Source organism: Bacillus sp. FJAT-27225 (assembly GCF_001685025.1).
Lineage (GTDB): Bacteria > Bacillota > Bacilli > Bacillales > Cytobacillaceae > Bacillus_D.
This window is the reverse complement of sequence record NZ_MAYU01000023.1, coordinates 1-13,213: the sequence shown is the minus strand read 5'-3', so window position 1 is coordinate 13,213 and position 13,213 is coordinate 1. Positions and strand designations below refer to the sequence as shown.

The window sequence follows — 13,213 nt, the reverse complement described above, 5'->3', positions numbered from 1 at the left end:
TCCATTTTTTAAAAAATAGGAAATAAGACTCAAAACGCGGACTACTATAATTCTTTTCCATAAAAAATATCCAGGCCGTTAAACGCCTGGATACGAACATGCTTATTCATAAATATGGACAAAAGGCTCCTTTTGGTCTGCCTTTCTTACAATCAACGCCTCGGGTCCATTTACCGAATTGATATCAACAGACACAGAAATGTATTCAGGAAAATGTTCCATCACAAGTCCTGTTACATACTGGGTAAAGCCAATTCCCTCTGCTTTCCCGTAAAATTGAATCGGGATCGTGATGCTCAATTCCTGCAGCTGGCCTTCGAGATAATGGGCCTTGCCGACGACGCCATTGTAATTAGGAAAGTACTCTTCCACGTCCATTTTAAAGTTTTCAAAGGCAACAACATCTTCACGGTGCAGCTTCTTTGCTTCATCATCTGTTGGGAAGAGATAATATTTCTCGTCTACCGCCTCCCAACTGCCAATTGTATCTCCCTGTTTGACAGTTGTATAAGCGATAAAATTGCCCGGGACAACTGAACTGCTGCTTGCCTGTTCAAAAAGGGCAATGGTAATTGGGATGTTCTTAAGCTGGTTCATGTCCCGAAGCCTTTTCAGCACTTCCTGGGCGATTTTCTTGCCTTCCCGCTCCATATCGGCCTTCTTAATATCTACCTCAAAAACATCACCATATTGTTCTTTTTGGTAATAATGAACCGAATTAAGGGCAAGCCCGATCGTTACACCGGCAAGCTTCATTTTATCATCTTCACCCTTGATCAAATAATTGTGTTCAAGGATATGCGCCAAGTAAATAGGAGCTCTTTCATTTCGATCTTCGATTGATCCCGTCCCCGGGTCGATTGGATTCAGCCCAAGATTTTGCTCTTCTTTCAGCTTCCGTTCCTCTAGCTGCTTTTTCGTATATTTTCGCTGAAGCCAGGCCTGAACGGTTCTTTTCTTCAAGTGTTGCCCTTCCCGGAAAACATACGTATCTGGGTCAAAGGTATTTTGAGCGATTCGCATCAGGCCCATTTCAAATTCATTGATGTCGTAGCGCGTGTTCAAATTATTAACCGTCAAGCCTCTTGCTTCACTTGGTTCAAAGGGAAGCAAGGTCCTATAGAATTTGTCCGATATCTGATATTTTGGGATAATCGCCTTTTCCTTGGATTTATTTGTATTGTCTACAACTTGCTCCTGCCGTTCAAAGTTAGGGGCACAAGCCCCGAGCAGGAGTGCCAGGGATATAAGCGCGATTGATAGCTTTCTCACGTTTCCTGCACCTCTTACTGTTCGATTTCCTCAAGCAGCCTCTCTTCGTCCCATATTTCTATCCCTAGTTCCTGTGCCTTCGTAAGCTTTGAGCCAGCATCCGCTCCGGCGACAAGAAGATCTGTCTTCTTGCTGACACTTCCGGCCACATTTGCCCCCAGTGCCTCAAGCTTTTCCTTCGCTTCGTTTCTCGTCAGTCTTTCCAGCTTCCCGGTCAGCACAACCGTCTTGCCGGCAAATAAAGAGTCAGCCGCCACTAAGGATTTTCGCGGACCCTTATACTCCATATTAACGCCGATTTCCCTCAATTCGCTAATCAGGTCTTTAACCTCATCCTCAGCGAAAAATGCTGCAATTGAGCTGGCCATTTTTTCACCGATTTCATTAATGGCCGTCAGTTCCTCCTCCGTCGCAGCAGCAAGCTTGTCCATTGCTTCGAACTCCTGGGCCAGCGTTTTCGCAGCCTTTTCACCGACATGGCGGATGCCCAGCCCAAACAAAAGCCGCTCAAGCGAATTGTCCTTGGAAGCTTCAATTGCGTTCAGGAGGTTGTTGACACTTTTTTCACCCATTCTTTCAAGTGCCAATAACTGCTCTCGGTCCAGTTTATAAATATCGGCGACATCTTCAATCAATTTATGGGAAAATAATTGTGAAATGACCTTCTCGCCAAGTCCTTCTATATTCATTGCATTTCGGGAAACAAAGTGAATTAACCCTTCCCTGATCTGCGCGGGGCATTTTGGGTTCAAGCAGCGCAGCGCTACTTCCCCCTCAATCCTGATCAACTCATTTTCGCACTCGGGACAATGGGTAGGCATAAAAAAGTCCTTCTCACTGCCAGTCCTTTGTTCAGGAAGGACATTGACAACCTCTGGGATAATATCGCCTGCCTTTTTGACAACAACCTTGTCGCCAATCTTTACATCCTTTTCGCGAATCAAATCTTCGTTATGCAAGGAAGCTCGCCCGACTGTGGTTCCGGCGACACGGACTGGTTCGAGAATTGCAGTCGGTGTAATAACCCCGGTTCGCCCAACGCTCAGCTCAATATCGAGAAGGGTTGTGACAACTTCCTCAGCAGGGAATTTATAAGCAATTGCCCAGCGCGGGCTTTTTGCTGTATATCCGAGTTCCTCCTGGTGGTCATATGAATCAACCTTAATGACGATACCGTCGATGTCATAATCAAGGTTCGGCCGTTCTTCACCCCATGCATTGATATATTCAAGAACCTCTTCTATGGTTTCACATTTGCGTCTTTCCTTATTTGTCTTAAATCCAATTTTTTCAATATAATCAAGGGATTCGCTATGCGATTCAATACCGAGAGCCTGTGCATCCGCGAGCGAATACAGGAAAATATCAAGATTTCTCGATGCCGCTATGCTTGTGTCAAGCTGGCGGAGAGAGCCAGCTGCCGCGTTCCTTGGATTCGCGAATGGTTCTTCGCCACGCTCCGCCTTAAGTTCATTCAATTTTTCAAAAGAACGCTTTGGCATATAGGCCTCACCGCGCACTTCTAATGAGACAGGCTCCCTTAGCCTAAGCGGAATCGACCTGATTGTCCGGAGATTTTCTGTAATATCCTCACCCGTCGTACCGTCGCCCCTGGTTGCCCCTTGCACGAAGCGGCCTTCCTCATATCTTAGTGATACAGCCAGCCCATCGATCTTCAACTCACATACGTATGAAAAATTGTTCCCTGCAACCTGACGGACCTTTCTGTCAAAATCACGAAGGTCTGCTTCGTTGAATGCATTTGCAAGGCTTAGCATTGGACTCGTATGGCGGACCTTTTCAAACATATCAAGAACAGCGCCGCCTACCCGGACAGTCGGGGAGTCGGGCGTTTTAAATTGGGGATACGCCTCTTCAAGCTCAATCAATTCCCGGAGCAGTCTGTCAAATTCGGCATCCGGAACCGATGGTTTGTCCAGAACATAATATTCATATCCATATTGGTGCAGCAGGGTCTGAAGTTCCCTTATTTTCGATTCGGCTGCTTGCAAATCCATTCAACAATCCCTCTTTCCACAAATGGCGTTATTCATCGTTATACTTTCTTAATTGGAGCGAATTTAGCCAATAAGCGTTTAATTCCAACCGGGCTTGGGAAGGCAATATCAAGTTCCATTCCATCGCCTTCTCCTTTTACGCCGACAACAGTGCCGATTCCCCATTTGCCATGCTCTGCCTTGTCTCCGGCACGCCAGGCAACTCCTTCGCCGCCGGTTGCTTGAGGCCGTGCTACCGGCTTCCTAATAACAGGCTGAGCTGGCTGATTTTGGCGGGCTGGCTGCCAGCCGCCGGCGAAACCTGCTCTATTGCCCCCAAAAGGGCTCGAACCATATTGCCGCTCAGCTGGTTCTACCTCATCAATCAGGTCAGATGGAATTTCTTTTATAAACCTGGAAGAAGGGTTCATGTTCGTCCGGCCAAATAGCGTCCTCATCTGGGCGTTCGTCATAAACAGGATTTTTTCTGCCCTTGTAATCCCAACATAGGCAAGCCTGCGCTCTTCTTCCATTTCCCCTTCATCCATCAGTGAGCGGCTGTGCGGGAACACGCCTTCTTCAAGCCCGATTAAGAAAACAACCGGAAACTCAAGGCCTTTCGCCGAGTGAAGAGTCATTAACGTTACTTTTTCGGACTTTTCCTGTCCTTCTTCCATCGAGTCGATATCAGCCACAAGCGCCAAATCTGTCAGAAATGACACCAGGCTCTTGTCCTCACTCGTTTCCTCAAAATTTTTCGTTACAGACAGCAATTCTTCCAGGTTTTCAAGCCTGCTCTGAGCTTCAATTGATTTTTCGGCGCGAAGCATCTCCCTGTATCCTGATTTATCAAGCAGGTCCTCGACGATTTCAGTAACGGACAGGAATTCCTGCATCCGGTTATAATTGCCTATCAAATCACGGAATTCTGCTGCTGCTTTTACCGCCCTTGGACTAAGCCCAATCAGTTCGACAGACTCGAGCGCCTGGTATAGTGTCAAATCATGCAGGGCAGCAAAATCTATTATTTTGTCTACTGAAGTAGCTCCAAGGGAGCGTTTTGGGACATTGATTACCCGAAGAAGGCTTATATCGTCATCAGGATTGGAAATGAGTCTTAAGTAAGCTAGAATATCCTTGATTTCCTTGCGATCATAGAACTTGGTGCCGCCAACGATGTGGTAATCAATAATCGATTTCAGCAATACTTCCTCCATTACACGCGATTGTGCATTGGTGCGGTATAAAATCGCGATATCGGAAGCACTATACTCTCCTGAATCAATTAACTCTTTTATCTTCCCTGCTACAAATTGGGCTTCGCCTTGCTCGCTGTCCGCTCTGTAATAGACGAGCTTATTGCCTTCTGGGTTCTCTGTCCATAAATTTTTCGGTTTACGATTTAAATTCTTTGCAATCACTTCATTTGCCGCAAGAAGAATTCGTTTTGTCGAGCGGTAATTTTGTTCCAGCAAAATCACTCTTGCATTCGGATAGTCTTTTTCAAACGAAAGGATGTTGGCGATGTCGGCACCGCGCCATTTATAAATGGACTGATCGGAATCACCAACAACGCATAAATTCTTGAATCGTGCCGAAAGCTTCTTAACAAGCGTATACTGGGCCCGGTTTGTATCCTGGTACTCGTCAACATGGATGTACTGGAATTTGCGCTGATACCTTTCGAGAACTTCCGGGACCTGGTCAAACAGCTTGATCGTCATCATAATCAAGTCGTCAAAATCCAACGCCTGGTTCTTGCGCAGTTTCTTTTGGTATTCCTGATATACTTTGGCAACCTGCCTCTGGAAGTAATCGCCGGCCAGACTTTCATATTCCTCGGGGCCTGTCAATTCGTTTTTTGCTGAAGAAATTGAACCGAGGATCGCGCGGGGATCAAATTTTTTCGGATCAAGATTTTGCTCCTTCAGGATACCCTTGATGACCGATTGCTGGTCAGTCGTATCGAGTATGGTAAAGTTCCGGTTAAAACCGATTCTGTCTATATCGCGCCGCAGAATCCGCACGCACATCGAGTGGAATGTGGAAATCCAGATTTCCTCGGCTACACCACCCATCATTCTTGAAATACGTTCCTTCATCTCACGGGCAGCTTTATTCGTAAACGTGATTGCCAGAATGTTATAGGGATTAACCGCTTTTTCCAGCATGAGATACCCGATTCGGTGTGTCAGCACCCGGGTTTTTCCACTTCCCGCCCCCGCCATAATTAACAGAGGGCCATCTGTTGCCTTAACAGCTTCTTGCTGCTGGGGGTTAAGCCCGCCAAGCAGTTTATCTTTAAGATATTGCATCTCTCCACCACCATAACAAACATATGTTCTTATTTCATTTTAATCTATACATGAACAAAGTGCACTTATTTTCCAGAACGAACTGCACTAACTGTTTCAAGTGCTTGTTTCAAGTTTTCATATAGGATATTGCCAACGACAATCACATCTGCATGATTGGCCATTTCTTCGGCCTGCTCCTTTGTACGGATTCCTCCGCCGTAAAAAAGGATCGAATTCTCCAGGGTTGTTTTGGCAGCAGATACGAGCTCCGGGTCACCATAGGCCCCGCTATATTCAAGATAGACAATCGGCATGCCAAACATTTTTTCGGCCATCATCGCATAGGCTTGTACATCTTCAGTTGAAAGATTTGAAGTGGCCTCTGTCAGTTTTGCAGCCTTGCAGTCCTCATTTAGTATAATATACGCTTCCATGGCGAATTCGTCCCAATCAATCATGTGCCCGAATTCCCGAACCGCCTCAAAGTGAAGGCCATTGATCCACTTTGGGTCACGGCTATTCAGGACTGACGGAACAAAATAAAGATCAAAGCCTGGTGAAACAGCCTCAAGATTCGAAATCTCGAGGACACATGGCACTGTATAGCGGCGAACTCTTGCCATCAAGTCAAGCACCTTTTCAAGGGTGACTCCGTCAGACCCGCCAATCATGACAGCATCCGTCCCTGATTCACATATTAATTCTAGGTCCGCATCAGACAGTTCCTTGGCCGGGTCTAGCTTGAATACATGGCGCCATTCGCGGTAATCGTACATTCATGAATCCTCCATTCACTACTCATTAGTCCATTATATCATCTGGTAAAACGATAAAAAAACAAAACAGGGAAAACAGATTTAGAAATGATAACCAGCATACAAAAGCGGAAGCGCCTTGGTCATCGCCGTACAAACTGGAGGGACTTCGACTGAGATAAAGGAATCACGAAGAGCCATAGCGATTCGATGATGACTTATCGTAGGGAGGAGGCCTGAAGTTTGCTAGGCGATAGGCGCTGGAGCTAGACGTATACATACTCTATAAAAATTTATGCACTGTCGCGAGAGCTAAATATTCTCAAAAACAGAAAAACCGGAGCTTTTCCGCACCGGCCATCATTCCCTTTATTCTTCTGCTCCTGCCCCTGTTGGTTCCTTCACCCGTTCAAGCACCATTTCATACGCATCGTTCCCATAATTCAAGCAGCGCTTCACCCTTGAAATAGTCGCCGTACTGGCGCCGGTTTCGCCTTCAATCTTATGGTATGTCTTGCCTTCACGAAGCATCCTTGCCACTTCAAGCCGCTGGGCAAGTGATTGGATTTCATTCACAGTGCATAAATCATCGAAAAACCGATAGCATTCCTCTAGATCTTCCAGGGATAGGATTGCATTAAACAGCTGGTCAAGTTCTTTTCCTCTTAGTTTATTAATTTGCATGTATATTACCCCTTTTTGAGACATAATTTATTATTCTTGTTCCTAGTTTGCTTCGAACGATACGCTTCCTGCAATGCCCGGATTGTTTGGAATAATATTGACCCATGTTTTGCCCGGTACAAACCCTGCCTCAGCTCCGTTCAAATAAGGCAGAATTCTTCCATCGCTGTTCCTCCACTCAACCTCGATGGCTTTTCCTTTTTGCAAAAGAAGGCCTTTGCCTCCGCTCACCAAATCAATATCACGCAAGCCTCCCTCTCCCGCTGGAGTATGGTTCATTTCTGCTATAAAAACATTGTCCAGGAGGACAGGCTGTTTAGTATCCATGTCAATCGTAAGTTCGCCATTGCTATATCGCGTGTATTTTTCAAGTGCAGAATCGTATTCATAAATTGAGGTGTAAATATCATTTGAAAAATAGGCAACGCTCGCATATAGGGCTTCCTGGCCCGGCAGGCCCTTCACTTCGTTTTCATTCAAAAACGCAAATGGCTTTGGTGGCTTAGTAAGGTCAAACCCGAGCTTGTTGGATCCCTTTATCATATTCTCATATGTGATGTACGAATTATGGGGAGCAACCCTAAAATTCGCTCGCTTAAACAATGTACCATCATAGGAAATTCCATTAATATTATCAATGAAACCGCTGCTAATCATCTGTTTTGCTTCTTCGCTGTAGCCGTGGGCGATAAAAATACTGTCCATACCTTTAGCAAGATGAAGATAATAATCCCGAGCGCTTCTAACCGGTCCTATATTTTCAGGCTTTTCACTTTGAAAGACTGCAAGGAAGCGGGTGATTTCCCCTTCAGCAAGCATTTCATACACAATATCTGCCTTGTGGAGCCCGGACTGAGGCCTTGCTTTTGGAAAATTGTTAATCATGACAGCAAACGCTCTGCTATCGGCAGGCGTTTCTGACCCAATGCCTGTTAACGGAAATGTATAAGGGAGAACCTTTCCTTGCTTTTCAGAAGCAACAGCCTTTCTTTTACCTTCCTCCGCAGTCTGGGGTGCGTCCTTGCTGCATGCTGATAAGAGCAGCAAACATGCCACTAATGCCACAGCCCATTTTCTCATTTCCACACCTCAAATTTTTGTCTGTCTCTCTATCGCAACTAGTTTCTCTTTACTTTATCATTTTAACGCATTATTGACGGAAAGAGTATATTTTTATTCATCACATCATAGATCCCCTGCTGTGTAATCCTTACATAGGGAAGATGTGTTGACGAAAAGAATAGCAGACTGTAAACAGGGTCCCCAAACGAATAACCTCTCTCCTTTAAAACATCATGAAGGATCTGTTCTTTTTCAATTAACTTTTCAAGTGGCAGTTTAGTCATTAACCCGCCAAGTTCCAAAGGCAATTCGCAAATGGTCTCCCCGCCTTCAGCAACAACAATTCCTCCGCCGATTTCCTTCATTCTCCTGAATGCGTGAAGGAGATCGGCCTTGCTTTTCCCAATTAACAAAATATCACCTGTATTAGAGTAGGAACTTGCCATACCTTGGAGCTTATTTGCAAATCCTTTAAGGATTGTATTTATTCGCCACTTTCCGTTCCGGTCTATAAGCATAAAAAAACATTCATCGTGATTATCGGAAAGCGTATCTCTCGAAACCTCAAGACTAATCGAGTAAGGCTTAGTAATAACAGCATTTTCCAACTTAATACCGAATGGCATGGAGAATTGCAGATCATCCATTGATAATTCCCAATTCAGATCAAGAGAAGTTAAGCCATAACCTTCCCAATCCAGTTCAGGGAAATAATCTACAACCTCCCCGTCCTTTTTCACCCATTTTCCTTTAGCGAGAACCGATACCGGACAAGGTTCTTCAATACTTTCAAGGAAATTGATATTGGCGACTCTCCCGGTCCCAATATTTCCATGGATATGGCCAATATTGTAATACCTAGCCGGGTTAATGGTTGCCATATTATAGGCATCAATAGGAGGGATACCTTTTTCGATGGCAATCTTAATCATCATGTCAATGACCCCATCCCGATGAAACCGTGAAGATGAGCCGTCTGTTGTAAAAATTAACCGGTCATAGGCATCTATGCCCAAGTCTTTCATTTCGTCCAATAGCATAGGAAGATCCGGCCTGATTGAGGAGTGCCTCAAGGACACAGTGTAGCCTTGAAGGAGCCGGTCGTATACTTCCTCGCCTGTCATCGCTTCATGGTCACAATCTGCGCCAAGCAGCATCATTTTCGCCAATGTCTTTTCAGACGCTCCAGGAAAATGCCCTTCAATTTGCTTCCGCATCCGCTTCGCTTCCTGAATCCAGTGAAGCATCATGTCATCTCCGGCCAACAGCTTCGGCCAGCCTGTTAACTCCCCGCCTTGAAGGACTGCGTCATGCTCGAGCCAGGACTTGATTGCCCCATGGGAAAAAACCTCCTGCTCATTGCGGATTTCTGTTTGTGAATCGAATCGGCACCACCAAAAAATACTCGCTGGCAGGCTGCGCATATCCTTCATTAATGAAAATGACTGTTTTTTATCCAAATGAAGAATGAGCGAAAGATTGTCGTTCATGATCGTCGTTGTTCCCCGATGTGATGCATAGGCCGCAAACGAGTGGGGATTATATAACTGGAATGGGTGGGCGTGCGGCTCAATATAACCAGGGACAAGATAGCGGCCGGAACAATCCATTGTGCTGCAATTCACAAGATTGGCCGGCATTTTATTCCCCACATAGACAATCCTGTCATCGTATATCCAGATATTAGCTGTTAGCCATTTATTAAACGCCTGGTTTAGATAGGTTGCATTTTGTAATACCATAGTTGGGGCACGTTTGCCATCCAACACTTCAACATGTTCACGCAGCTGCTTATTTTTCCAGCGATAGCGATGTTCAAGCATATTCCCGCCCCCTTGAGTAGGTCATATCTATATTCTTTCTGAAATTTCAATAAAAAGAAAGCCCTTTCATTTAATAATAACACATAATTTTCTTTCGTACAGTAGTGTTTAAAAGTATTAAATAACAAAATTGTGAGGGAGTGAACAAAGTGAAGGTAAAACAAAACATTGGCATCGTTAATGCTTTAATCCGAATTACTGCAGGGTTGACTATCCTCTCCTGGTGCACGTCCAAAATGGTCAAAAAACCGTGGCGCGACTCCTATCTTATCCTTGCCTTCCTATCAGCCATGAAAGTTGCTGAGGGAATTGTAAGGTATTGCCCGATTACAGATATCATTCAAAGAAGCGGGGATAAACAGAAAGAGGGCAGCGGCCAAAGCCAAGAAAAAGAAGGAACCGGGAAACAGGGGGGAGAATTCCAAAAATAACAATCGGGACGCGTCTTCCTATGAGGACAAACATTCCACTTTAAAATACAGAAGAGAAGGAGCATCCACTCGGTAGTGGATGCTCCTTTTTCGGCTATAAGCCAAGCCTATTGAAGATTGTATCAACATGCTGAAGATGGTAGTTGTAATCGAAACAGTTATCCAAATCTCCTTTTGTTAAAAATGATGTAATCGTTTCATCTTCTTCCAACAAGCTTCGGAATGGAACTTGCTTTTCCCACGCCTCCATTGCCCTCGGCTGGACTGTATCGTATGCCTTCTCACGGGAAAGCCCCTTATCGATAAGTGCAAGCAGAACCCTTTGAGAGTAAATCAGCCCAAGTGTCTTCCCCATATTCCTCTTCATGTTCTCCGGATAGACAGTCAGGTTCTTCACTATGTTCGCAAATCGGTTTAACATGTAATTTAGGAGAATTGTCGCATCAGGAAGGATAATCCTTTCAGCGGAAGAATGGGAAATATCCCTTTCATGCCAGAGCGGTACATTTTCATAGGCCGTCAGCATATGGCCGCGAACCACTCGTGACAAGCCAGCCATATTTTCTGAACCAATCGGATTGCGTTTATGCGGCATTGCCGATGACCCTTTTTGGCCTTTTGCAAAAAATTCCTCTACTTCCCGCGTTTCACTTTTTTGAAGTCCGCGGATTTCCACAGCGAATTTTTCAATAGAAGTAGCAATCAAAGCCAATACGGAAACATAATGGGCATGTCGATCCCGCTGAAGGGTCTGCGTTGAAATCGGGGCTGGTTCAAGACCTAGCTTTTCGCAAACATATTTCTCCACAAAGGGATCAATATTGGCATACGTACCAACAGCACCCGAAATCTTTCCGGCTTCCACACCTTTTGCTGCCTCATTAAATCTTTCCAGGTTACGCTTCATTTCCTCATGCCACAATGCTAGCTTGAGCCCAAACGTGGTAGGTTCAGCGTGAACCCCATGCGTCCTGCCCATCATGACAGTGTATTTATGCTCCTGGGCCTTTTCCTTCAAAATGATGATAAACCTCTTGAGATCCTCCCTGATAATTTCATTTGCCTGTTTAAGAAGATAAGATAGAGCTGTGTCAACAACATCCGTAGAGGTGAGGCCATAATGAACCCATTTTCGCTCATCACCTAGTGTTTCCGAAACAGCTCTTGTAAAAGCGACAACGTCATGACGAGTTTCCTCTTCGATTTCCTTTATCCGGTTTACGTCAAATCCAGCGTTTTTGCGGATTTTACGTACATCTTCATGGGGAATCTCACCTAGTTCAGCCCAAGCTTCGCATGCCAAAATTTCAACTTCAAGCCATGCGCCAAATCTGTTTTGTTCATTCCAAACTTTACCCATTTCAGGTCTGGTATAACGGTCTATCATTCCTTCTCCCCCGTTTTTCAATAAGTATGATGCCAAGAAAACCTCTCAGCAATAATCCATCTCCATCTTAACAACCATACTGATGCTAGTCAAACGAATAAGCGAACAATTAAAAAAAATGATATTTAAACGTTCGCCTTTTAGGGGTATCCTCCGGATTAATCTACTCGTTATCCAAGGGCTTACCTTCAAATACAATTTGTCGGCCAGCCGGAACGATATCCGAACCTTCTTCTTTGAAAATGGGCTTTTCAATTCTCCTTACTGGACGAAACCCTTGTGCTTTCATCCGGTTGAGACATTCATCAATGCTTTCATTTTCAAGCACTTCAAACATTTGCTTTTTCCCCATAGAGCCCTTCCCTTTCATTCATCTTACATACTATTGTTCCCAGTGATGTGTACCTCACTCGCTGTCTTTTTCAAATTCAAATTCTTTAATATAAAAGCCTTGCTGCTCAGACCATTCAGCATAATAAATTTTACTAATATCATTATGGCCTTCTTTACTTAATTCTTCCAGAAGCCAGTTCTCATCCTTTCCGGCCGTTCTTAAAGCATCTTCATTAATCTTTCCCTCATCTACGAGCATTAAGGACGGATGATCGTCCTTTGCATCAACGTTTAGCGTTTCAGGTGTAACTGGGTCTGCGTTCGCATGCTTCATCACACTAATTTGTCCGCCAGTCTCCATAAAGACATATTTTACTTCTTTTAATGAAAATAACCCTTGAGTACGAAGCATGGAGCGAAGCTGTTCCATTTCAAGAGAGTTTTTTCTCATTTCTTTATGGTCAATTTCTCCATCCTTAACCAGGACAGATACTGTACCCTTTAAAGGCTTGCGTATTTTATCGTATTTTTCTGTGAGTTTTTCTACTGAGAATATAACGATTCCCCATACTAAAACCCCAAATAGGACGTGAAATATGGATACTTTATCATCATATATGGATTCTTCAATAATACCACCCAAAATAATCGCATAGACAAAATCATATGGGGTTACTTGGGACATTTCCTTCTTCCCTAGAACTCTTGTTATGGCCACGAGGGCAAAAAATCCTACTACAAGTTTTAATGCAATTGTTGCGTATAACATAAGGCATCCCCCAATCTCTTTCTGTCCATTTACCCATTTCCAGAAAAGATTAAGATTCCTTCTTTTGGCACAAAAGATGAGATTTTCATAAAAGTAAGCAGTTTGTGTGATTAGAGGAACAGGCCAGATGGATAAAAGGGAATTTATAATTTCATGGTCAGGAAGGAGTAGAGATGCGGTCAGGCAGGGCAGTCATTTGTAGTATTACTTAATTTTAACCCCTTCAAGGATTGGCTTAGTATCTGTCTCTTTAAAGTATCAAAGCAAAAAGGAATTATATTGAAGCCACTATACAACCAAATTTAAACATCTTCGCGAAACAAAAAGGGCAACCCAGATTGGGTTGCCCTTCATTGTTGCCCGGCAGCGTCCTACTCTCACAGGGGTTTGCACCCCAACTACC

At 44.3% G+C, this 13,213-nt stretch carries 11 protein-coding genes; 1 reads left to right on the top strand and 10 read right to left on the bottom strand.

What is annotated here, in order from left to right:
- Positions 1 to 102: 102 nt before the first annotated feature.
- The 7 genes from A8F94_RS19005 to A8F94_RS18975 form a co-directional block, all read right to left on the bottom strand.
- Entirely contained in the window at positions 103 to 1,272 is a 1,170-nt protein-coding gene (locus A8F94_RS19005; protein ID WP_066204116.1) for a CamS family sex pheromone protein, read from the bottom strand.
- Between the two features lie 14 nt (positions 1,273 to 1,286).
- Positions 1,287 to 3,290 (bottom strand): NAD-dependent DNA ligase LigA, encoded by a 2,004-nt coding sequence (gene ligA, locus A8F94_RS19000; protein WP_066204114.1) that lies wholly within the window; start codon positions 3,288 to 3,290, stop codon positions 1,287 to 1,289.
- Positions 3,291 to 3,328: 38 nt separating this feature from the next.
- The gene (gene pcrA, locus A8F94_RS18995) at positions 3,329 to 5,584 is read right to left on the bottom strand and encodes a DNA helicase PcrA (protein WP_066204113.1); all 2,256 of its coding nucleotides are present in this window, start codon (positions 5,582 to 5,584) and stop codon (positions 3,329 to 3,331) included.
- A 65-nt stretch (positions 5,585 to 5,649) separates the two neighbouring features.
- Positions 5,650 to 6,342, bottom strand: a complete 693-nt coding sequence (locus A8F94_RS18990; protein WP_066204110.1) for a heptaprenylglyceryl phosphate synthase — start codon at positions 6,340 to 6,342, stop codon at positions 5,650 to 5,652.
- Between the two features lie 348 nt (positions 6,343 to 6,690).
- Positions 6,691 to 7,005, bottom strand: a complete 315-nt coding sequence (locus tag A8F94_RS18985; protein WP_066204108.1) for a YerC/YecD family TrpR-related protein — start codon at positions 7,003 to 7,005, stop codon at positions 6,691 to 6,693.
- Between the two features lie 42 nt (positions 7,006 to 7,047).
- The gene (locus A8F94_RS18980; RefSeq protein ID WP_066204106.1) at positions 7,048 to 8,085 is read right to left on the bottom strand and encodes a DUF3048 domain-containing protein; all 1,038 of its coding nucleotides are present in this window, start codon (positions 8,083 to 8,085) and stop codon (positions 7,048 to 7,050) included.
- 62 nt (positions 8,086 to 8,147) lie between these two features.
- Positions 8,148 to 9,890, bottom strand: a complete 1,743-nt coding sequence (locus tag A8F94_RS18975; protein ID WP_066204104.1) for an adenine deaminase C-terminal domain-containing protein — start codon at positions 9,888 to 9,890, stop codon at positions 8,148 to 8,150.
- A 149-nt stretch (positions 9,891 to 10,039) separates the two neighbouring features.
- Here A8F94_RS18975 and A8F94_RS18970 point away from each other — a divergent pair, with 149 nt between their 5' ends.
- Positions 10,040 to 10,321 carry a YgaP family membrane protein gene (locus A8F94_RS18970; RefSeq protein WP_066204102.1) on the top strand — a complete coding sequence of 94 codons (282 nt, stop codon included), beginning with the start codon at positions 10,040 to 10,042 and terminating at the stop codon, positions 10,319 to 10,321.
- Between the two features lie 94 nt (positions 10,322 to 10,415).
- Here the strand turns inward: A8F94_RS18970 and purB are convergent, their stop codons facing one another.
- The 3 genes from purB to A8F94_RS18955 form a co-directional block, all read right to left on the bottom strand.
- The gene (gene purB, locus A8F94_RS18965; protein ID WP_066204100.1) at positions 10,416 to 11,708 is read right to left on the bottom strand and encodes an adenylosuccinate lyase; all 1,293 of its coding nucleotides are present in this window, start codon (positions 11,706 to 11,708) and stop codon (positions 10,416 to 10,418) included.
- Between the two features lie 163 nt (positions 11,709 to 11,871).
- Positions 11,872 to 12,060, bottom strand: coding sequence for an NETI motif-containing protein (locus A8F94_RS18960; RefSeq protein ID WP_066204097.1), 189 nt, complete (start codon positions 12,058 to 12,060; stop codon positions 11,872 to 11,874).
- A gap of 54 nt (positions 12,061 to 12,114) precedes the next feature.
- The gene (locus tag A8F94_RS18955; RefSeq protein ID WP_066204095.1) at positions 12,115 to 12,810 is read right to left on the bottom strand and encodes a DUF421 domain-containing protein; all 696 of its coding nucleotides are present in this window, start codon (positions 12,808 to 12,810) and stop codon (positions 12,115 to 12,117) included.
- Positions 12,811 to 13,213 lie beyond the last annotated feature (403 nt).

What these genes read in the sequence shown, in the direction of transcription:
- purB (WP_066204100.1), bottom strand. Translation starts at nt 11,708, where the DNA reads ATGATAGACCGTTATACCAGACCTGAAATGGGTAAAGTTTGGAATGAA.
- A8F94_RS18955 (WP_066204095.1), bottom strand. Translation starts at nt 12,810, where the DNA reads ATGTTATACGCAACAATTGCATTAAAACTTGTAGTAGGATTTTTTGCC.
- ligA (WP_066204114.1), bottom strand. Translation starts at nt 3,290, where the DNA reads ATGGATTTGCAAGCAGCCGAATCGAAAATAAGGGAACTTCAGACCCTG.
- A8F94_RS18960 (WP_066204097.1), bottom strand. Translation starts at nt 12,060, where the DNA reads ATGGGGAAAAAGCAAATGTTTGAAGTGCTTGAAAATGAAAGCATTGAT.
- A8F94_RS18990 (WP_066204110.1), bottom strand. Translation starts at nt 6,342, where the DNA reads ATGTACGATTACCGCGAATGGCGCCATGTATTCAAGCTAGACCCGGCC.
- A8F94_RS18975 (WP_066204104.1), bottom strand. Translation starts at nt 9,890, where the DNA reads ATGCTTGAACATCGCTATCGCTGGAAAAATAAGCAGCTGCGTGAACAT.
- pcrA (WP_066204113.1), bottom strand. Translation starts at nt 5,584, where the DNA reads ATGCAATATCTTAAAGATAAACTGCTTGGCGGGCTTAACCCCCAGCAG.
- A8F94_RS18985 (WP_066204108.1), bottom strand. Translation starts at nt 7,005, where the DNA reads ATGCAAATTAATAAACTAAGAGGAAAAGAACTTGACCAGCTGTTTAAT.
- A8F94_RS18980 (WP_066204106.1), bottom strand. Translation starts at nt 8,085, where the DNA reads ATGAGAAAATGGGCTGTGGCATTAGTGGCATGTTTGCTGCTCTTATCA.